At 63.4% G+C, this 19,122-nt stretch carries 17 protein-coding genes and 1 pseudogene; 13 read left to right on the top strand and 5 right to left on the bottom strand.

All coding sequences use genetic code 11. The annotated features are described in order from the left end of the window. Window positions 1–141 precede the first annotated feature (141 nt). The 9 genes from JQ624_RS28290 to JQ624_RS28250 all read left to right on the top strand — a co-directional run bounded on the left by JQ624_RS28290 (window position 142) and on the right by JQ624_RS28250 (window position 11,423). On the top strand, window positions 142–1,131 hold the full coding sequence (locus JQ624_RS28290; RefSeq protein ID WP_212422187.1) for an NAD-dependent epimerase: 990 nt from the start codon (window positions 142–144) through the stop codon (window positions 1,129–1,131). 7 nt (window positions 1,132–1,138) lie between these two features. Beyond that, window positions 1,139–2,551 carry a mannose-1-phosphate guanylyltransferase/mannose-6-phosphate isomerase gene (locus JQ624_RS28285; protein ID WP_212422186.1) on the top strand — a complete coding sequence of 471 codons (1,413 nt, stop codon included), beginning with the start codon at window positions 1,139–1,141 and terminating at the stop codon, window positions 2,549–2,551. 151 nt (window positions 2,552–2,702) lie between these two features. Next, the gene (locus tag JQ624_RS28280) at window positions 2,703–3,719 is read left to right on the top strand and encodes a Gfo/Idh/MocA family protein (RefSeq protein ID WP_212422185.1); all 1,017 of its coding nucleotides are present in this window, start codon (window positions 2,703–2,705) and stop codon (window positions 3,717–3,719) included. Window positions 3,720–3,748: 29 nt separating this feature from the next. Beyond that, entirely contained in the window at window positions 3,749–4,900 is a 1,152-nt protein-coding gene (locus JQ624_RS28275) for a DegT/DnrJ/EryC1/StrS aminotransferase family protein (RefSeq protein ID WP_212422184.1), read from the top strand. Between the two features lie 116 nt (window positions 4,901–5,016). Further along, window positions 5,017–6,552 (top strand): murein biosynthesis integral membrane protein MurJ, encoded by a 1,536-nt coding sequence (gene murJ / locus JQ624_RS28270; protein ID WP_212422183.1) that lies wholly within the window; start codon window positions 5,017–5,019, stop codon window positions 6,550–6,552. Window positions 6,553–6,724: 172 nt separating this feature from the next. Then, window positions 6,725–7,591 (top strand): outer membrane protein, encoded by an 867-nt coding sequence (locus tag JQ624_RS28265; RefSeq protein ID WP_212422182.1) that lies wholly within the window; start codon window positions 6,725–6,727, stop codon window positions 7,589–7,591. 296 nt (window positions 7,592–7,887) lie between these two features. Further along, on the top strand, window positions 7,888–10,197 hold the full coding sequence (locus JQ624_RS28260) for a xanthine dehydrogenase family protein molybdopterin-binding subunit (RefSeq protein WP_212422181.1): 2,310 nt from the start codon (window positions 7,888–7,890) through the stop codon (window positions 10,195–10,197). 107 nt (window positions 10,198–10,304) lie between these two features. Continuing rightward, the gene (locus JQ624_RS28255) at window positions 10,305–10,751 is read left to right on the top strand and encodes a cytochrome c (protein WP_212422180.1); all 447 of its coding nucleotides are present in this window, start codon (window positions 10,305–10,307) and stop codon (window positions 10,749–10,751) included. A 222-nt stretch (window positions 10,752–10,973) separates the two neighbouring features. After that, entirely contained in the window at window positions 10,974–11,423 is a 450-nt protein-coding gene (locus JQ624_RS28250; RefSeq protein WP_212422179.1) for a cytochrome c, read from the top strand. A gap of 73 nt (window positions 11,424–11,496) precedes the next feature. Here the strand turns inward: JQ624_RS28250 and JQ624_RS28245 are convergent, their stop codons facing one another. After that, window positions 11,497–11,913: a CHRD domain-containing protein gene (locus JQ624_RS28245; protein ID WP_212422178.1), complete on the bottom strand. Its 417-nt coding sequence runs from the start codon at window positions 11,911–11,913 to the stop codon at window positions 11,497–11,499. A 166-nt stretch (window positions 11,914–12,079) separates the two neighbouring features. Here JQ624_RS28245 and JQ624_RS28240 point away from each other — a divergent pair, with 166 nt between their 5' ends. Further along, entirely contained in the window at window positions 12,080–13,012 is a 933-nt protein-coding gene (locus JQ624_RS28240) for a cytochrome c (RefSeq protein WP_212422177.1), read from the top strand. Between the two features lie 24 nt (window positions 13,013–13,036). Here JQ624_RS28240 and JQ624_RS28235 read toward each other — a convergent pair whose 3' ends face one another. After that, window positions 13,037–13,837: a J domain-containing protein gene (locus JQ624_RS28235; protein WP_212422176.1), complete on the bottom strand. Its 801-nt coding sequence runs from the start codon at window positions 13,835–13,837 to the stop codon at window positions 13,037–13,039. Between the two features lie 216 nt (window positions 13,838–14,053). Further along, window positions 14,054–14,710: pseudogene (locus JQ624_RS28230) on the bottom strand (ABC transporter substrate-binding protein); the annotation flags it as partial. A gap of 174 nt (window positions 14,711–14,884) precedes the next feature. Between JQ624_RS28230 and JQ624_RS28225 the strand changes: the two are divergent. Then, on the top strand, window positions 14,885–16,078 hold the full coding sequence (locus JQ624_RS28225) for a LanC-like protein (protein WP_212422175.1): 1,194 nt from the start codon (window positions 14,885–14,887) through the stop codon (window positions 16,076–16,078). A gap of 107 nt (window positions 16,079–16,185) precedes the next feature. Next, the gene (locus tag JQ624_RS28220) at window positions 16,186–16,548 is read left to right on the top strand and encodes a DUF6665 family protein (protein WP_212422174.1); all 363 of its coding nucleotides are present in this window, start codon (window positions 16,186–16,188) and stop codon (window positions 16,546–16,548) included. Window positions 16,549–16,648: 100 nt separating this feature from the next. Here the strand turns inward: JQ624_RS28220 and JQ624_RS28215 are convergent, their stop codons facing one another. Both JQ624_RS28215 and JQ624_RS28210 read right to left on the bottom strand, forming a co-directional pair. Beyond that, window positions 16,649–17,686: an Ldh family oxidoreductase gene (locus JQ624_RS28215; RefSeq protein WP_283816970.1), complete on the bottom strand. Its 1,038-nt coding sequence runs from the start codon at window positions 17,684–17,686 to the stop codon at window positions 16,649–16,651. 110 nt (window positions 17,687–17,796) lie between these two features. Beyond that, window positions 17,797–18,042, bottom strand: coding sequence for an Lrp/AsnC ligand binding domain-containing protein (locus JQ624_RS28210; RefSeq protein ID WP_029583462.1), 246 nt, complete (start codon window positions 18,040–18,042; stop codon window positions 17,797–17,799). Window positions 18,043–18,174: 132 nt separating this feature from the next. On the opposite strand from JQ624_RS28210, the gene thiD reads away from it, so the two are divergent. Beyond that, on the top strand, window positions 18,175–18,975 hold the full coding sequence (gene thiD / locus JQ624_RS28205) for a bifunctional hydroxymethylpyrimidine kinase/phosphomethylpyrimidine kinase (RefSeq protein WP_212422173.1): 801 nt from the start codon (window positions 18,175–18,177) through the stop codon (window positions 18,973–18,975). The last annotated feature ends 147 nt before the right edge of the window (window positions 18,976–19,122 follow it).

Below are 19,122 nucleotides of genomic sequence, written 5' to 3'. Positions count from 1 at the left end.
CGATGCAATTCGGCGCCTTGGTATGGTTTTCGGGCCGATCTGGCAATAGCGGGCCTGCTAGGTGTTGCGGCGGCCTCGGCAACGCAGGTAAAGAGGTCCGGACAGAGATTTCAGCCGTGAGCGGTGCCTTCCAGGGATACGATGCCGGATCAACCCATATTGGTCACCGGAGCTGCGGGTTTCATCGGCTTCCATGTCGCTCGCCGACTGCTCGCCGAAGGCCGCGCCGTGGTCGGTCTCGACAATCTCAACGATTATTACGATCCGGCGCTGAAGGCGGCGCGGCTGGACATCCTGCGCGGGGAGCAGGGCTTTGCGTTCGAGCAGATCGATCTCGCCGACCGCGCGTCAATGGAACGCCTGTTCGCCGGACACCGCTTTGCCAAGGTGGTGCATCTCGCGGCACAGGCCGGCGTGCGTCATTCGATCGATCACCCGCACGCCTATGTCGACGCCAATCTCGAAGGCTTCGTCAATGTGCTGGAAGGTTGCCGGCATCACGGATGCGGCCATCTGGTCTATGCATCCTCGTCGTCGGTCTATGGCGCCAATACGAAACTACCGTTTTCGGTGGACGACAAAACCGATCATCCGGTCAGCCTCTACGCCGCCACAAAGAAGGCCAATGAGCTGATCGCGCATTCCTACAGCCATCTCTACCGGCTTCCGGTGACGGGCTTGCGGTTCTTTACCATCTATGGGCCGTGGGGACGGCCCGATATGGCGATTTTCCTGTTTACCAAAGCGATCGTGGAAGGGACTCCGATCCGACTCTTTAACCATGGCAGGATGCGGCGCGACTTTACCCATATCGACGATGTGACGCGCGTCGTGCTGCAGCTGGTCGACCGGGCTCCGCGCGACGGCGGCGAGGGCGCCGGGGCGCCGGCACGAATTTACAATGTCGGCAATAATCATCCGGAAGAACTGACCCATGTGGTAGCGGTTCTGGAGCGGGAATTGGGCCGCGCGGCGGTCAAGGAGATGCTGCCGATGCAGCCCGGAGACGTGACCGAAACCTTTGCCGATGTCGCCGAATTGATGCGCGACACCGGCTTCAAGCCGCAGACCTCGATCGAGGACGGGCTTGCCGATTTTGTCGCCTGGTATCGTGACCACTACAGGATTTGAGATGCCGATGAACCGACGAATTATCCCCCTGATCATGTGCGGCGGTGCGGGAACGCGGCTGTGGCCGGCCTCGCGCGAGGTTCACCCCAAGCAGTTCCTGTCCCTGTTCGGGGCGCGCTCGACGTTCCAGGACACGCTGCTGCGGGTTTCCGATGCGACACTGTTCGAACGGCCCGTCATCATCACCAACAATGCCTATCGCTTCATGGTGCTCGAGCAACTGGCCGAAATCGGGCTGGAGGCCGACGTGCTGCTCGAGCCGATGCGGCGCGATTCGGGGCCCGCGATCGCGGCCGGCGCCGCCTTCGCAGAGGCGCGCGACAAGGATGCGATCGTGCTGGCGCTCGCCGCCGACCACGTGGTTCGCGACACGCCCGCCTTCCTCGCCGCCTGCCGCGAGGGACTGACCGCGGCCGAAGCCGGGCACATCGTGACCTTCGGCGTGCAGCCCGAACGCGCCGCCACAGAATATGGCTACATCAATCCCGGCGAGGTTATTTCCGGCAAGGTCCGCGCGGTCGCGAAGTTTGTCGAAAAGCCGGATCCGGTAACGGCCGCGGGTTATGTCGAGGCCGGCTATCTCTGGAACAGCGGCAACTTCATGTTCCGCGCCGCCGTACTGACGGACGAATATCGCAAGGTCGATGCGGACAGCGTCCGGGCCGTGACCGATGCGGTGACGAAGGCGGGCACCGACCTCGGATTCGTCAAGCTCGACGAGGCCGCGTTCGGATCGGCGAAGTCGATCTCGATCGATTATGCTGTCATGGAAAAGACCGCGCGCGCCGCGGTCGTGCCGGTCGCATGCGGCTGGTCCGATGTCGGCTCCTGGCATGCGGTGTGGGAATTGTCCAGCAAGGATGGCGACGGCAACGCGGCGCGGGGTGCGGCGGTGTTCGAGGATTCCCGCAATTGCAACGTATCGACCGACCGCGCGCTGGTTGCGCTCGAAGGCGTCGACGACCTCGTGGTGGTCGCGACCCAGGACGCCGTGCTGGTCTCCAGGCAACAGGACGCCAACGGGCTGAAGCGGCTGGTCGCGAAGCTGAAGGCGGTGGCGCCGCAGGTGACCGAGGATCACATCAGGGTGCACCGGCCCTGGGGATCCTATCAGTCGGTCGACAATGGCGACCGTCACCAGGTCAAGCGCATCATCGTCAAGCCGGGCGGGCGGCTCTCGCTGCAGAAGCACCACCACCGCGCCGAGCACTGGATCGTGGTGCGCGGAACAGCGCAGGTGACCGTCAACGAACTGGTCAAGACCGTGCACGAGAACGAATCGGTCTACATCCCGATCGGGGCGGTGCACCGGCTGGAGAATCCCGGCAAGATCCAGCTCGAACTGATCGAAGTCCAGACCGGCAGCTATTTCGGCGAGGACGACATCATCCGCATCGAGGACGACTACCAGCGCAGTTGAACGAGCGGTGGTTTCACCGGGCCGGCGGCTGTAATTCTTTGAATCAAAACGTGTCCAAAAACGGTCGATCGAGTTCGCCACATCTGTGACGGCGTGCTAGAGAACCGCCGGGGAAGTTACCGGCGCAGAATCTGCTTGGGGTCGACAAATCATGAGTACCAAAGGGTCCGCATCTGACGCGAAGACCGATGCAAAACGCGGCTTGCGCGTCGGCGTGGTCGGCGCGGGCGTGATGGGCAGCAACCATGCCCGCGTGCTGGCCGGTCTGCCCGGGGTGACGCTGATCGGCATCGTCGATCCGTTGCCGGAACACCGCGCGCGCGCCACCGCGCTCGCCGGCTGCCGCGCGTTCGCCGATCTTGAGGAGCTGTTCGACGAAGGCGTCGACGCCATCACCATCGCGGCGCCGACCCATCTCCATCACGAGATTGCGCTCGCCTGCATCACGCGCAACATCCACATCCTGGTCGAGAAACCGGTCGCCACGACGGTCGAGGAGGGGCAGGACATCGTCAACGCGGCGCGCAGCGCCGGCGTGACGCTGATGGTCGGCCATGTCGAGCGCTTCAATCCGGCGGTCGCCGCGATCAAGCAGGCGATCTCGGGCGAGGATATTCTTTCGATCGGCATCACCCGCGTCGGGCCGTTTCCGCCGCGGATGTCCAATGTCGGCGTGGTGATCGATCTGGCCGTGCATGATATCGACCTGATCCGCTGGTTCACCGAATCCGATATCGTCGAGGTGCAGCCGCAGCTTTCCAGCGCGGTCGCCGAGCGCGAAGATATCGCGCTGCTGCAGTTCCGCACCGCCTCGGGCGTGCTCGCCCACATCAACACCAACTGGCTGACGCCGTTCAAGGCGCGCAGCGTCACGGTCGCGACCCGCGGCAAATATGTGATGGGCGATCTCCTGACGCGCCAGGTGACCGAATGCTTCGGCTTCAAGCCCGACGGCAGCTATTCGATGCGGCATCTGCCGGTCGGCCATGACGAACCGCTGCGCGCCGAACTGATCGCATTCCTCGATGCCGTCCGCACCGGCAATGTGCCGGCGGTTTCCGGCGACGAGGGCGTCGCCAGTCTCGAAATCGCGATCCGCTGCCTCGAGCAGCCCGCCAAGCCCGCGGCCTCCGCCGCGCGCAAGGGACCGCGCCGCGTCGCCGGCTGAACTCTCAATTCCGATCCTAGCAAGGCTCCATGAACCAGCACATGCGTCCAGAACCCGTTCCCTTCTATGACCTCGGCTCGCAGCGCCGGCGGCTCGGCACATCGATTGATGAGGCGATCGCGCGTGTGATGAGCCATTGCCTCTTCATCAATGGTCCGGAAGTCGCCGTGCTGGAGAAGGCGTTGGCGGATTTCTGCGGCGCCAAGTATGTCGTGAGCTGCGCGAGCGGCACCGACGCGCTCCTGATGGTGTTGATGGCCAGGGAAGTCGGCCCGGGGGACGCCGTCCTGTGTCCATCGTTCACGTTCTGCGCGACCGGCGAAGCCGTGGCGCTGACGGGCGCGACGCCGGTATTCGTCGATGTCGATGCAGCAACCTTCAACATGGATGCCGGTTCGCTCCGGCGCGGCATCGCGACGGCGAAGCAGCGCGGCCTGAAGCCCCGGGCCGTGATCCCGGTCGACCTGTTCGGCCAGAGCGCCGACCACGATGCGATCGCCGAGGTCGCGCAGGCCGAGGGCCTGTTCGTGCTCGATGACGCAGCCCAGGGTTTTGGCGCGAGCTACAAGGGCCGCCGGATCGGCTCTTTGGGACTGGCGACCGCGACCAGCTTCTTCCCCACCAAGCCGCTCGGCTGCTTCGGCGATGGTGGCGCCATCTTTACCGATGATGACAAGCTTGCCGAGACGCTGCGCAGCATCCGCGTTCACGGCCAGGGCTCCGACAAATACGACAATGTGCGCCTTGGCCTGACCGGACGCCTCGATACCATGCAGGCGGCGGTCCTGATCGAGAAGTTGAAGATTTTCGAGGACGAGATCGCGGCCCGCAACCGCGTTGCGGAGCGCTATGGGCGCGGCCTCGGCAACGTCGTGACGGTGCCGCAATTGGCTTCCGGATGCACCTCGGTCTGGGCGCAGTACACCATCCGACTGCCCAAGGGGGTCGCCCGCGACGGTTTCGCCGCAGCGCTGAAGGCGCAGGGTATTCCGACGATGGTCTATTATGCGAAATCGATGCATCAGCAGACCGCGTACAAGGGTTTCCCGGTGGCGGATGGCGGGCTGCCGGTGAGCGAAAAGCTCTCGGACGATGTCATCAGCCTGCCGATTCACGCCTATCTTGACGAGCCGGTGCAGGATCGCGTCATCGAGGCGGTGCGCGGCGCGCTTTCTGCATGATCTCGACCCGAAGGGCCGGGTTAGCGCAAAATGGCCTTCGGTTTTCGGACAAGATCATGCCTAAACCGCTGACTGCCTGATTTCCCCGTCTCGCGAATATGCGCTAGAAGCGGCGCATGCTCGGACGCATTTTTACCGTCGGCGGTTACACGCTGCTCTCGCGGCTGACCGGATTCGCGCGCGACATCATGCTCGCCGCCATTCTCGGCGCGGGACCTGTGGCGGATGCGTTCTTCGTGGCGCTGCGGCTGCCCAATCATTTTCGCGCGATCTTCGCCGAGGGCGCCTTCAACGCCGCCTTCGTGCCGGCCTATGCGCATCTGCACGGCAAGGGCGAAGCATCCGCACGGGTGTTCGCCGACCGCATCTTCACGCTGCTGTTTGCCGCCCAGGTGATTCTGCTCGTCGTGGCCTGGGTGTTCATGCCGGAGGTGATCGCCGTCCTTGCGCCGGGGTTCAAGGACGACCCGGCGCGCGGCGAGTTGGCGATTTCACTGACGCGGATCACGTTTCCGTATTTGCTGCTGATCACGCTGGTGACGCTGTACGGCGGCATGCTCAACGTGATGCATCGCTTCGCAAGTGCTGCCGCCGCGCCGATCTTTCTCAATTTGTCGATGATGGCGACGCTGGCGCTCGCCGCGTTCTTTCCGGGCGCGGGCTACGCCGCCGCGTGGGGCGTTCTGCTCGCCGGCATCCTTGAATTCCTGCTGCTGGCGGGTGACGCGGCAAAGTCCGGCATCCTGCCGAAATTCGCTTCCGTCAAGTTCGACGAAGACGTGCGCGCGTTCTTTCGGGCGCTGGGCCCCGCGACCATCGGCTCGATGGGAACGCAGATCGCGTTGTTCGCCGACACCATCATCGCGACCTTTCTGCCGGCAGGCGCGCTTTCGGCGCTGTATTACGCCGACCGTCTCAACCAGTTGCCGATCGGCGTGATCGGGATCGCGATCGGCACCGTGCTGTTGCCGGAAATGTCGCGGCGCCTCACCGCGAACGATGTCACCGGTGCATCGGCCGCGCAGCGGCGGGCGTTCGAATTCTCGCTGTTGTTTTCGGTGCCGTTCGTCGCGGCCTTCCTGACCGTGCCTGACGTCATCATGCGCGCGATGTTTGCGCGCGGCGCGTTCTCGAAGGCGGATGCCGTTGCCGCGGGCGCCACGCTGGCGGCTTACGCGATCGGACTCATTCCGTTCGTGACCATCCGCAGCGCGGTGGCGACCTTCTACGCCCGTCAGGACACCGCGACGCCGGTCAAGGCGGCGCTGACCGGCGTTGCAGTCAACGTGGCGCTGAAGGTCGCGTTAATGGGTGCGCTGGCGCAAATCGGCCTGGCGCTCGCCACTGCCGTCGGGGCCTGGGTCAACCTGTTGCTAGTGCTCTTCTTCGCGGTGCGGGCAGGTTACCTCGAACTCGACCGCGCCTGGATCACGTCGCTCGCCAAGTTCACGGCGGCCGGTGTCCTGCTCGCCGCCGCACTTTGGGCCACCGCGCGATTCGCCAGCGTCTATTTCGCGCAAATGCACACCTTCCGGGACGAGACCGCGTTGCTGCTGCTGGTCGCGGCCGGGGCCTTTGTGTACGGGGTTGCGATCCTGCTGCTGTTTGGCAGGGGGTGGATATTCTCGCTGGTGCGTGACCGGAAATCATAAGTTATTGTAAATAAAGGAAGTTTTTGAATCTGCGGCTTATGGCTGTATTCGGGCATTTTTGCAACAACTGCCCAAAAAACGCCACTTGCGGCCGATCCGCGCATGATTGGAGGACGACTCCGCGTTAAGTTGATCCCAGATTCAATTAACGGTTTTTCAGAGAGGGGCTCCCATGCGCGCTTTTAAGGCAATCGCGGCTTCGGCACTGGCTATTGTGGCTGTGACTTCGATAGCATCCGCAGCGGACATGGCTCCGCGCTACACCAAAGCGCCGCCCGCCATGGTCGAGGTCTGGAACTGGACCGGCTTCTATATCGGCGGCAACGTCGGCTATAGCTGGGGCCGCGGCAATTCCGACGTTTCCTATTTCAACACGCTCACCGGGGTGCCGATCGTGCCTCCCGCCGGCTCGATCCTCGGCGCCGGCTACGACATGAACGGCGCCATTGCCGGTGGTCAGATCGGTTACAATTGGCAGAGCAGCAACTGGGTGTTCGGTCTGGAGGCTGACGCGCAGTGGTCGGACGAGAAGGGACGCGGAGTCTTTAGCTGCGCCGCGACGCTCATCGGCGGTCCGTGCCTTCCCGGCCTGACGTTCCTGCCCCCTGGCGCCACCGGAACGAGCCTTGCCGTTGATACGCACCTCGAATGGTTCGGCACCGTGCGCGGCCGCGTCGGCGTGCTTGCGACCCCTAGAGTTCTGTTCTACGGCACGGGCGGTCTGGCCTATGGCTCGTTCAAGACCACCGGCGCGCTCGCCGGCTTCAACCCCAACGGTGTTGCGGTTGCTTCGGTCGGTTCAAGCAGCGACGTTCGCTTTGGTTGGACGGTTGGCGCCGGTGTCGAAGGCAAGATCACCAACAACTGGAGCGCCAAGCTCGAATATCTCTACATGGAATTCGACAGCTTCCGGGCCGGGACCTTCACGCTCGCGCCGGGCAGCCTGATCAGCGCGAACGTGGATACGCGCTTCCGCGACCACGTCCTGCGCGTCGGCCTCAACTACGCCTTCGGCGGCCCGGTGATCGCGAAGTATTGATTTCGGCGTTATCTTCCTCCCGTCAAATCAAAGCCCCGGCATCGCCCGGGGCTTGTTTTGTGTGTGCAAGCGCGAAAAGGGTTGTGGTGCGCGGCGAGTCCGTTGCGCCGGTGCTGTGGCTATTCGGGCGAAAGCGGTTTGCGCTGACGCGCGAACCGCTGCAATATGGAACGCTTCTAGAGCATGACCCGGAAAAGTGGGTACCGGTTTTCCGAAAGGGCCATGCTCAAACAAAAAGATGGGGCGGATGACGGTTCGAAGAGGCGTCATCGTGCTCCAGGACAATTGGAGATACGATGGCAGCTCCCATCAAATTCGGCGTCGGTCAAAGCGTTCTCCGCAAGGAAGACGACGCGCTCATTCGCGGCAAGGGCCGCTATACCGACGACCATTCGCCACAGCCCGCGATGCACGCGCTGATGCTGCGCTCGCCGCATGCGCACGCGAAATTCACCATCAACGTCACCAAGGCCCGCGGGATGCCGGGCGTGTCGCTGATTCTGACCGCGGCCGAGGTCGGCGATCTCGGCGATCTGCCTTGCCTGTTCAACCTGGAAACCGATCCCTTCACCGGCCCGCCATACCCGATCCTCGCCAGGGACGAGGTGCGCCATGTCGGCGACGCCGTGGCCTTCGTGGTCGCCGATACCATCGACCAGGCGCGCGACGCGATCGAGGCGATCGACGTCAAATGGACGCCGCTTCCTTCGGTGGTCGGCGTCGTCAACGCCGTCAAGCAGGGCGCGCCGCAGGTCTGGCCCGACAAGCCCGGCAACGTGCTGTTCGACGTGCCGGTCGGCGACAAGAAGGCGGTTGAGGCTGCCTTTGCCAAGGCGCATGCGGTCGCCGAAGTATCGATCGTCAACCCGCGCGTCATCACCAACTTCATGGAAACGCGCGCAGCCGTCGCCGAATACGACGCCAAGCGTGATCACCTGACGCTGACGATCGGCAGCCAGGGCAGCCATCGCCTGCGCGAAATCCTGTGCGGCATGGTGCTGAAGATGCCGATGGAGAAGATGCGGATCATCTGTCCCGACGTCGGTGGCGGCTTCGGCACAAAACTGTTTCCGTATCGCGAGTACGCGCTGATTTCGGTGGCGGCGCGCAAGCTGCGCAAGACCATCAAATGGACCGCTGACCGTTCCGATCACTTCATGGGTGACGCGCAGGGCCGCGACAACGCCACGACCGCCAAGATGGCGCTGGCCGAGGACGGCAAGTTCTTAGGCATGGACGTCGACCTGATGGGCGACATGGGCGCCTATCTCTCGACCTTCGGGCCCTATATCCCGCATGGCGGCGCCGGCATGCTGCCCGGGCTCTACGACATCCAGGCCTTCCACTGCCGCGTCCGCACCGTCTTCACCAACACCGTGCCGGTGGATGCCTATCGCGGCGCCGGGCGGCCTGAGGCTGCGTATGTGGTCGAGCGTCTGGTCGATGCGGCGGCACGTAAGCTCGGCATGACGCCGGACGCGATCCGGCGCAAGAATTTCATTCCGCCGAGGGCGATGCCCTACAAGACGGCGACCGGAAAGGTCTACGATTCCGGCGACTTCACCGCGCATATGAAGCGCGCGATGGAAGTCGCCAACTGGAAGGAATTTTCCAAACGCGCCAAGGCGGCGAAGAAGCAAGGCCTGGTGCGCGGCATCGGCATGGCCTGCTATGTCGAGGTCTGCGGCACGATGGGCGAGGAGACCGCCAATGTCGCGCTCGATCCCAATGGCGACATCTCTATCCTGATCGGCACCCAGTCGAGCGGGCAGGGCCACCAGACGGCTTACGCGCAACTCGTCGCCGAGCAGTTCGGTGTGCCGCCGGAGCGCGTCCACGTCCTGCAGGGCGACACCGACAAGATCGCCACCGGTCTCGGCACCGGCGGCTCGGCGTCGATCCCGACCGGCGGCGTCAGCGTCGAGCGCGCGACCCGCGCTCTCGGGGCCAAGCTGAAGGAGATCGCGGCCGAGGCGCTGGAGACCAGCGCCGGCGACCTCGAGATCAGCAATGGCGTCGTGCGCATCGCCGGCACCGACCGTTCGATCAGCTTCGCCGACCTCGCAAAACGCCCGGGTGTCGATCCCTCGAAACTGAATGCGAGTGCGACCTTCGCGCAGGCCGATGGCACCTACCCGAACGGCACGCATCTCGCCGAAGTCGAGATCGATCCCGCCACCGGCATCATCAAGATCGTCAACTATGTCATCGTCGACGATTTCGGCGTGACGCTCAATCCGCTGCTGCTGGCCGGCCAGGTGCATGGCGGGGCGATGCAAGGGATCGGCCAGGCCTTGATGGAGCAGGCGGTCTACAGCGCAACCGACGGCCAGCTCGTCACCGGCACCTTCATGGACTACGCGTTGCCACGGGCCTCCGACGGCCCGTCATTCCATTTCGAAACGCACAACGTGCCGTGCACGACCAATCCGCTCGGCGTCAAGGGGGCGGGCGAGGCGGGTGCGATCGGCTCCTGTCCCGCGGTGGTCAACGCGATCATCGAGGGCCTGTGGCGCGAGTACAAGATCGATCACATCGACATGCCGGCCACGGCCGAACGGGTCTGGATCGCGATCCGCGAGGCACAGAAGCAGCATAATCTCTGATATTTTGTCGCATGCGGAATGATGCGCCGCCTGCGGTGTTTACAAACAGCCGGTCCGCGCCACCTTTGGGGCCGGTACAAACCCGAATTGAAGGGGGATTTTAGCCAATGAAGCGGATCGTCGTCGTCGCAGCTGTGCTTGCATTTGGTGCCGGTGCGGTCGTTGCACAGCAGGATCAGGTCAAGCGGACCCAGGCCATGATGAAGGACAATGGCAAGAATGCCGGCGCGTTGTCGGCGATGGTCAAAGGCGAAAAGCCCTACGACCAGTCGACTGTCAATGCCGCGCTGGCCCAGTTCGAAGACACCGCCAAGAACCTTCCGACGCTGTTCCCCGAGAGCATGAAAGGTCTTAAGCTGGAGGGTTATTACGATCCCTCGCCGAAAATCTGGGAAGACAAGGCCGGCTTCGAGTCCCAAATCAAGAGCTTCGCCAAAGTCGTCGCCGATGCCAGAGGCAAGATCAAGAATCTCGACACGCTAAAGGCGGAACTGGCTGTCATCGGCAAGCAATGCGGTGGCTGCCACGAGACATACCGGATCAAGAAGGGCTGATCGCATTCTAACTTTGAGCATGATCTTCTCGGAAAACCGCTACACATTTTTCCGGATCATGCCCTGGCCTCAAAACTGGATCGCGATCCGCGAGGCGCAGAAACGGCATAATCTCTGATATTTTGTCGCACGCGGAATGATACCGCGTGCGGTGTTGGCAAACCAGGCGGGCTTCGCGGTGGTCGCGGGCCCGCGCGTTTGAGCTAAGAAGGGGCTAAGCGAATGAAGCGAATGTTGGTGGTCGTAGGAGCGTTGCTGCTGAGCGTTGGCGCAGGCATCGCGCAACAGGATGTGGTCAAGCAGACTCAGGCCGATATGAAGGCGAACGGAAAGGCCCTCGGCGGCGTGCTGACCCCGATGGTCAAGGGCGAGAAGCCCTTCGACCAGGCCGCGGTCAATGAGGCGCTCAAGGCTCTCGACGATACAGCCAAGAAGCTTCCGACCATGTTTCCGGAAAGCACCAAGGGTCTGAAGCCCGAGGGCGATTACAGCGCTTCGCCGAAGATCTGGGAAGACAAGGCAGGCTTCGCTGCCAAGATCGAGAGCTTCGCCAAGGTCGTGACCGAAGCCAAGGCGAAGATCAAGGATCTCGATTCGCTGAAGGCTAACGTGCCTGCCATCGGCAAGGAATGCGGCGGCTGCCACGAGACGTTCCGCCTCAAGAACGGCTAATCATTCGAGTCGAGGAAAGCGGGCGGGCGCGCGAAGCGTCCGCCCTCTTTCTGCCGGCCGTTAGTCGGCGGATCTATTTGGTCACCTGACCGCGGATTTCGCCGCCCGGATTGGCCGCGGTGTGAATGTTGATGTAGTACTTGCCGGCCACAAGGTCCGCGGCCTGCGCATCGGTCAACGTCGCGCTGCCCTCGACCGGGCTCGACGTCGCATTGGGGATGGCGACCGCGACGCCGGCATTCTTGCCGGCTTCGGCGGGACCGTGGAAATGCGCGGCGGTGGCGGGGCCGGACAGGCCGGAATAGCTCAATTTCCAACTCAGCTTCTTGCTGGCGGCATCGTAGTCGAGGTCGGCGGTGCCCTTGGCCGCGCTGGTGTTGGGCGGCACCTCGGCCTTGCCGTCGAGCGTCGCCTTCATCTTGTCAGCGAAGGCGGGCCCGGCAAAAGCAACCGCCATAGCAAGCGTGGCAAGCATGGTCTTGTTCGACATGGTGTTTCTCCCTGTTGACGTCAAACGGCCGCGTCAGCCTCAAAACAACGATTTTCCGGATTTATTCCCGAAACGCCGGCGAACGCTCGAAATTTCGTGGAAGCCTGTGGCGCAAAGTGCGTTCATACTGGTCATTGAATTTAGACGCGTGACGACGGATCGGTGAATGCTGCGACGAATTCTCCTTGGTTTGATTTTGGCTGGCGCCGCCGGCGCCGGCATCTTCTGGTGGCTGACGGCCCCGGCGGTCGTGGGCCCGGCTTCGCTTGCCGCTTACACGCCGAACCTCGCCAACGGCATCACAACGTTCAATGCCGCCGGCTGTTCCTCCTGCCATGCCGTTCCCAACCAGCCCGATCGGCTGAAGCTGGGCGGTGGGCTTGCAATGCCGTCGCCGTTCGGGACGTTTTACGTTCCCAACATCTCGTCCGATCCCACTTACGGTATTGGCCGGTGGAGCGAAGCGGATTTCGTGACGGCGGTGCTCAAGGGGACTTCGCCGGACGGCGTGCATTATTTCCCGGCCTTTCCATATGCGTCCTACCAGCATGCGACGGTCGAGGACATCCGCGACCTCTTCGCCTACCTGAAGACGCTTGCGCCGGTGGCCGGCAAGCCGCGCGACCACGACGTGCCGTTTCCATTCAATGTCCGCCGCAATGTCGGCATCTGGAAATGGCTGTTCATGGACGGCAAGCCCTACACGGCGGACGCTTCACATTCGGCGTCTTGGAATCGCGGCGCTTATCTCGTCAACGGTCCAGGCCATTGCGCCGAGTGCCACAGCCCGCGCAACTTCCTCGGCGGCATCGTCGAGGCGCAACGCTTCGCAGGCGGGCCCAATCCGGAGGGCGAGGGCTGGGTGCCCAACATCACTCAGAAGAGACTGGCCGAGTGGAGCGCGAAGGACATCGCCTACTTCCTCGAAACCGGGCAAACGCCTGACGGTGACACCGCCGGCGGATCGATGGTGCGCGTGATCAGGAACACGTCGCAATTGCCGCCGGAGGATCGCGCCGCCATCGCGGAATATGTGAAGTCGTTGCCGCCGGTCGAGGGACCGCCGCGGCCGAAGAAGCCAAAGGAAGGTCAGTCTTGATGGACAGCGTGACTTCGCGCGCGATCAGTTCGTCAAGGCCGCGGTGAGCGGTTCACGCCTTTCCGGCACGGGGGGCACGATCATCAAGGGCTTGCGCGGCACAGGCGTCGCGGTTTTGGTCCGCTTCAAATCCGTCGGGCGCTTGGCCGAAGCGATGTCGGCGAGCGGACGATCGAAATCGCCTATCCGGTACAGCACGACACCGCGATCGAAATAGGCGGCAGCAAAGCGCGGATAATACTGGACCCCCAGATTGTAGGTGGCGAAGCCGGGGACAGGCTCGAAACGGCCGATTGGCGCGGCGCCGGCTTCCTTCGCTGCGGGTGCTGCGGCGGCCATCGTGACTGCTGCGCCGGTTGTAGCCTCTCCCTCGCGCTGGACGCGCGGTTCGTCCCGCGCCGGAGCCTCGGGCTGCAGCGCGGCAACCTCCAGCGTGCCGCCGGCGGTTCTGTCGGTCACCATTTCCGCCGCTCCGGGTGGTTTTGAAAACAGTCCGAACAGGGTGTAGCCGCCCACCAGCACCGCCGAAATGACCGTTGCCGCCATCGTGTTGGAGGCGACCTTGCGCATGTTCTCGTAGGTGCGGGTCGCCTTCGTGGCCGGAGGCTGGAGCGCAATGGCGAGCAGTTGATCGTAGGTCGTGCGCTGCTCGGCATCGGACAGGATGTCATAGGCGCGCACAAGCTCCCTGAATCTCAGGGCAGCATCGGGATTGTCGGGATTGATATCGGGATGGGTAGCCTTCGCGGCCTTGCGAAATGCAGTCCGCAAGCCCTCGGCGTCATCGCTCGGAAGTGCCCCGAGCAAATCGTACAGCGTCCCCATGGTGGTACTCGCGACTGTTTCCCCCTCGGAATGTCCCCCGCCGCGGAGCCTCCGATTGACGACGCCTTAGATAATCAAAAATATCAAGGCGGTAGAATGATCCTCTTATGGCAAAAGCATGCAAATCCGCAGGGATGGTTAACGGACGTCGGCCGTGAGGCCGCTTGATGGGCGGCGGCAGCCGGACGCGGGGGCCCCGCCAGCCCCCGGCCTCCATTACAGCCGGTCGACGGCCTTGAAGGAGCCGTCCTTCTGAATGACGGTGAGGAAGACCTTGGGTGGTGCGTCCTGCATCTTCGGTCCGACGGTGATGACGCTTCCGCTGATTTCGAACCGGCCGACCTCGTTGATGGCCCGCAACAGGCCGGCACGGGTGGGGTGCGGCCCCGCCAGTTCCAGAGCGGGGGCCGTGAGGCGGCCGGACAGATATCCCTCCAGCGAAACGAAGCCCGGTGACAGGCTGGGGTCGAGGGCCTCTTGGGCGGCCTGGTAGTCGGCGACGACCTTGAGCGAGGTGTCCCACGGAAACGGCACTACCTGGGAAACGACGACGCCTTCGCCCGCGGCTCCGAGCTCCTTTGCCAGCGCGTTTGCGCCGACGAAGGAGACGTTGACGAAGGTCGGATGAAAGCCGGCCTTGTGCGCGAGCTTGATGAACTCGGCGCACGGCCCGTAGGTCCCGATCATGACCACGGCCTGCGGCTCTGCGCGCTTGATGATCCGCAGCGCCGAAGAGACGAATTTGGTGTTGCGCTCGAACGTGCCTTCGGCGCTCAATTCCATGCCGCGCTTCTCCAGCGCGCGCCTGACGCCCGACAGGCCGTCGCGGCCGAAGGAATCATCCTGGTAGGAGATCGCGATATTCGTGAAGTGAAGAATCAAATTCACTGTCGCGTCGAAATGATGCGATGTGCAATTCTTGCCGTAACGCCGAATGGTGCTGTTGGTTGCCGCGCGCAGCGCTTTTGGATACGTTGCGTTTAATCGTGCGATCCTTGTTTTCCTCGTCTGAAGACAGGATGGATCGCGCTCAGGAGCGCCTCAGGCATGATCGCCCTCGGTCGTCATCGTCCGCTTACACATGATGCCTGGAGTGAATTGGCTGTCCGGGCGGTGATCGAGGAAATTGCAGCCGATGCGATCGCCCAGTTCGATCCCGACACGTTCTGGCCGGGTCATCCAAGCGACGATGGCGTGGGAGACGGTAACCCCAGTTTCTACACGGGCGCGGCCGGTGTCATTTGGGCGCTGGACTACTTGCATCGAGTCGGTGCGACCGGCTTTGCCGAAGACTTTCGCCCTGTTCTGCCTCGGCTTCTGGAGCGGACAATCGCCGCCTTCGAAAACAATTCGCCTACCGATTACGGGAAGCATGGCTCGCTGCTGAAGGGCGACATGGGTGCGGCGCTTCTCGCCATGCGTCTCGCGCCCACACCGAGCCTGGCTGATCTTGTGCATACGCGCGCGGAAGCAAATATGGGGCTGCCGATCCGAGAGCTGATGTGGGGCATGCCTGGGTCCATGATTGCCGCAATCCACATGGCCGAGATGACAAGGGAATCGCGATGGCGCGATCTATTTGAAATGCAGGCGGCCCGGCTGTTGGGCGCTCTTGAGGACACGCCGCAAGGTCAGCTTTGGACACAAGATCTCTATGGCGAGAACGACCGTTGGCTGGGGCCGGTTCACGGTTTCGCTGGCAACGCCATCCCGTTGCTGCACGGGTGGCATTGGTTGACGCCGACGCAGCAAGCGCAGGTGGCCGAATTTGTGCCGGAGACACTCGCAGCAAATGCGTGGCGGTCTGAAATTGGGACGAATTGGGCCGCGAGAAGCAAGCGCGCGAAGCCGCCGGCCTATTGCCAGCATTGTCACGGCGCGCCCGGTATGGTGACGACCTTTGCGGATGCGCCCTTTGCTACCCCTGAATTTGACGCTCTCCTTGTGGATGCCGGTCGCTTCAGCTGGGCCGCCGGACCACTCACCAAGGGCCCGGGCCTTTGCCACGGCACGGGCGGAAATGGCTACGCATTCCTCAAGCTCTATCGCCGCACGAACGACCCGATCTGGCTCGACCGCGCACGCCAGTTCGCCATGACGGCCATCGTCCAGTATCGCGGCGCTCAGGTCGTCGTTGGCCGCGGACGGTATACGCTGTGGACCGGCGACGTCGGTCTTGCCATTTACCTTTGGGACTGCATCACAGGGGAGCCTCGTTTCCCGACGATCGACGTGTTTTGATCCGGACGCGGCGACACGTCAGAGTTGGCGAACACGCGGCGTTTTGTCTTGAACAGCCTCCTGCCGACCAATAGGATTATTGGCAGGCCACGTTTCGGAGCGCCTGTATGGCGTTGGATTTGCCTCGTTCCGGATATGTAACTCTCGAGTACGAGATCGCCGAGGAGCGGGCGTCGGCGCTCGGGCGGCTTGGACGGCGGCTTGAGGCCGCACTGACGGCACTGGCCGCATGCCCACGGACGACCAATTCCGATCGAAAAATCCGCGATAATCTCGTCGAACAGGCGGGATATGCGCTCTGGCTCTTCGTCGTGCAGCGCGAGGCCTGCGGTCTCAACAAAATCGACCACGTGATACAGGTCTATGGGGTGCCGAACGAGGTGGTTGCCCGCATGGGGCCCTTGGCCAGGCCGAGCATGCATCCGACGAAGGCGATGGGGGCTGAGGCAGTGCTGCCGCCAATGTTCTGAAACTCGCCTTTCGCGGCGGGGCGCTGCTAAACTTTCCCCAACTATCTCGCGTTCGTCAAACCCGCTTCCGAATTTGGCTGCGCGCTAATGAGTCCACGCTCTAATTCACGAGTCTCCGTATTCCCAGTTCGTCGGCGACCTGGTCCAGTCCGCGCAGCAGGGCGGGCGCGATGGGAATGCCAAGGCTCGTCCGCTTGAGCCGCGTTTCATGGCTGCGTTCGCCGGGCACCCAGATGCGGTCCACGCCGGGCATGCGCCGGCTGTTGCGGAAATCGCGCACCAGCGCATCGACGCTTCGCTTGAAGATGGCGACGTCGCCGAAGGCGGCAACGTGGATCGCGGCGATCGCCTGTCCGGTGTTGGTGACGCTGTCGTCGTCGTGATTGAAGTCGATCACGTCGCGGCCCATCGCGGCGCCGCCGAGCGTGCCGGCGAGCAGGCCGATGATCATCGCAAGGCCGTAGCCCTTGTAGCCGGCCTCCATGCCACCAAGCGGCAGCAGCATGCCTTCGTCGGCGCGTTTCGGGTCGGTCAGCGGCTTGCCTTCGCGATCGATCATCCAGCCCTCCGGCATGGTCTCGCCGCGCAACGCCTTGGTTTTCACCTTGCCGTAGGCGGCGACCGTCGTCGCCATGTCGAGCACGACCGGGTTTTCGTCGCCGGCCGGGATCGCCGCCGCGATCGGATTGGTCGACAGCAGCATGTCGAGGCCGCCCCAGGGCGGAAGGTGATTGGCGTTGCCGACCGCGAAGTAGAGCCCGATCATGTCATGGGCAAGCGGCATGGTGGCGTAGAGCGAGGCGGGGCCGGCATGGTTTGAGAACTGCGAGTTGACCCAACCTATGCCGGTGGCGCGCGCCTTTTCGATCGCCATCCCGGCCGCGCGTTTCATGACGAGGTGGCCCATGCCGTTGTCGCCGTTCAGGACAGCCGTGCTGGCATGCTCCTGCACGACATGGATGTTCGGCTGGACGTTGAAGCCGCCGGCCTTGATCCGCCGGACATATTGCGGCAGCCGGCTGACGCCGTGCCCGTCCGACCCCTGCAGGTCGGCCGCCGCCATCAGGTCCGCGACCGTCGCAGCATCGGCGTCAGGCAAGCCGACTGCTGCGAGCGCTTGCTGAATGAAGGCCTTCAGCCGGCCAAGAGTGACAGATGTCTCGGACAGGACGGGCGCTCCCTGAGGCAGCAGACGTGGCCGCGGCGGGCGAAGTCGACGGCGATGGCGGGCAGGCGGGGCCGCCGCTGCTAGCCCGTGCCGAATGCCTTGAAGGTGATGATGGTGTGGGTGTCCTGGATGCCCGGAATCACCTGCACCTTCTCGTTGACGAAATGGCCGATGTCGGTGTCGTTATCGACGTAGAATTTGACCAGCAGATCGTAATCGCCGGCGGTGGAATAGATCTCCGAGGCGATCTCGGCTTCCGCGAGCGCATTGGCGACGGCATAGGACTGGCCGAGCTTGCATTTGAACTGGACGAAGAAGGGAACCATCGCTGTCGTCTCCAAAAATGTTGGCCCCAATAGGCCAAAAACCGCGCCCTATGGCAAGCCAGCTTGCCGCCAATGGGAGGGCGCGTTAGGACATGCCATGGCCCTGAACACAGCATTTTCGCGAGACTTTTGATGACGACGCCGATCGCGCTCACCATCGCCGGCTCCGATTCCTCTGGAGGGGCGGGCATCCAGGCCGACCTGAAGACGTTTGCCGCGCTCGGCGTCTACGGCGCCTCCGTGATCACGGCGCTGACCGCGCAGAATACCCAGGGCGTCAGCGGCATCCATCAGGTGCCGGCCGAGTTCGTCACCGCGCAGATCGACGCGGTGTTTTCCGATCTCGCGGTGGGCGCAGTCAAGATTGGCATGGTGGCGCATCCGCCGGTCATCGATGCCATCGTCGCTGGGCTTAAGCGCTGGTCGCCGAAGCATGTCGTGCTCGATCCCGTGATGGTCGCAACTTCGGGCGACCGGCTGCTGGCCGCGGAAGCAGTCGATGCACTGCGCACAAAACTCATTCCGCTGGCGTCGGTGATCACGCCCAATTTGCCGGAAGCCGCAGCGCTGCTCGACGAAGGCGTGGCGGCGGACGAAGCCGCCGTCGAGAGACAAGGCAGGCGCTTGCTGGCCCTGGGTTGCAAGACGGTGCTGATTAAGGGCGGCCACGGCGAAGGCGCCGAGAGCATCGACTATCTGGTCGATTCCTCCGGTGTCACCGCACTCGCCGCGCCGCGCATCGTCACAAAAAATACCCACGGCACCGGCTGTTCGCTCTCCTCGGCGATTGCCGCGGGACTGGCGAAGGGCGAGGGCATGGAAACCGCCGTGCGCAACGCCAAGGCCTGGGTCAGCGCGGCGATTGCCGCCGCAGACCGCTTCAGCGTCGGGCAGGGCCACGGCCCGATCCATCATTTTCAGAAGTTTTACTAGCCGTCGTTCCTGCGAACGCAGGAACCCATACGCCGCGGCTCATCAATTGAAGCAAGCGGCTGATTACCTTCCAGAACAATTGGCGCCGGTGGCTATGGGGCCCTTGCTTTCGCAGGGACGACAAGACGTTGCCGCGCCCATGTCGCT

The sequence above is a fragment of the Bradyrhizobium sp. AUGA SZCCT0283 genome (assembly GCF_018130385.1).
Classification (GTDB): Bacteria; Pseudomonadota; Alphaproteobacteria; order Rhizobiales; family Xanthobacteraceae; genus Bradyrhizobium.
Note: the sequence above shows the minus strand (reverse complement) of the source record. Positions and strands in the feature narration are given on the sequence as shown.

Bases quoted from the DNA above. Each gene is read 5' to 3' on its own strand.
- JQ624_RS28235 (WP_212422176.1), bottom strand. From the start codon at position 13,837: ATGGGGACGCTGTACGATTTGCTCGGGGCACTTCCGAGCGATGACGCC.
- JQ624_RS28285 (WP_212422186.1), top strand. From the start codon at position 1,139: ATGAACCGACGAATTATCCCCCTGATCATGTGCGGCGGTGCGGGAACG.
- JQ624_RS28250 (WP_212422179.1), top strand. From the start codon at position 10,974: ATGAAGCGAATGTTGGTGGTCGTAGGAGCGTTGCTGCTGAGCGTTGGC.
- JQ624_RS28260 (WP_212422181.1), top strand. From the start codon at position 7,888: ATGGCAGCTCCCATCAAATTCGGCGTCGGTCAAAGCGTTCTCCGCAAG.
- thiD (WP_212422173.1), top strand. From the start codon at position 18,175: ATGACGACGCCGATCGCGCTCACCATCGCCGGCTCCGATTCCTCTGGA.
- JQ624_RS28290 (WP_212422187.1), top strand. From the start codon at position 142: ATGCCGGATCAACCCATATTGGTCACCGGAGCTGCGGGTTTCATCGGC.
- JQ624_RS28225 (WP_212422175.1), top strand. From the start codon at position 14,885: ATGATCGCCCTCGGTCGTCATCGTCCGCTTACACATGATGCCTGGAGT.
- JQ624_RS28255 (WP_212422180.1), top strand. From the start codon at position 10,305: ATGAAGCGGATCGTCGTCGTCGCAGCTGTGCTTGCATTTGGTGCCGGT.
- JQ624_RS28220 (WP_212422174.1), top strand. From the start codon at position 16,186: ATGGCGTTGGATTTGCCTCGTTCCGGATATGTAACTCTCGAGTACGAG.
- JQ624_RS28280 (WP_212422185.1), top strand. From the start codon at position 2,703: ATGAGTACCAAAGGGTCCGCATCTGACGCGAAGACCGATGCAAAACGC.
- JQ624_RS28245 (WP_212422178.1), bottom strand. From the start codon at position 11,913: ATGTCGAACAAGACCATGCTTGCCACGCTTGCTATGGCGGTTGCTTTT.
- JQ624_RS28240 (WP_212422177.1), top strand. From the start codon at position 12,080: ATGCTGCGACGAATTCTCCTTGGTTTGATTTTGGCTGGCGCCGCCGGC.
- JQ624_RS28210 (WP_029583462.1), bottom strand. From the start codon at position 18,042: ATGGTTCCCTTCTTCGTCCAGTTCAAATGCAAGCTCGGCCAGTCCTAT.
- murJ (WP_212422183.1), top strand. From the start codon at position 5,017: ATGCTCGGACGCATTTTTACCGTCGGCGGTTACACGCTGCTCTCGCGG.
- JQ624_RS28275 (WP_212422184.1), top strand. From the start codon at position 3,749: ATGAACCAGCACATGCGTCCAGAACCCGTTCCCTTCTATGACCTCGGC.
- JQ624_RS28265 (WP_212422182.1), top strand. From the start codon at position 6,725: ATGCGCGCTTTTAAGGCAATCGCGGCTTCGGCACTGGCTATTGTGGCT.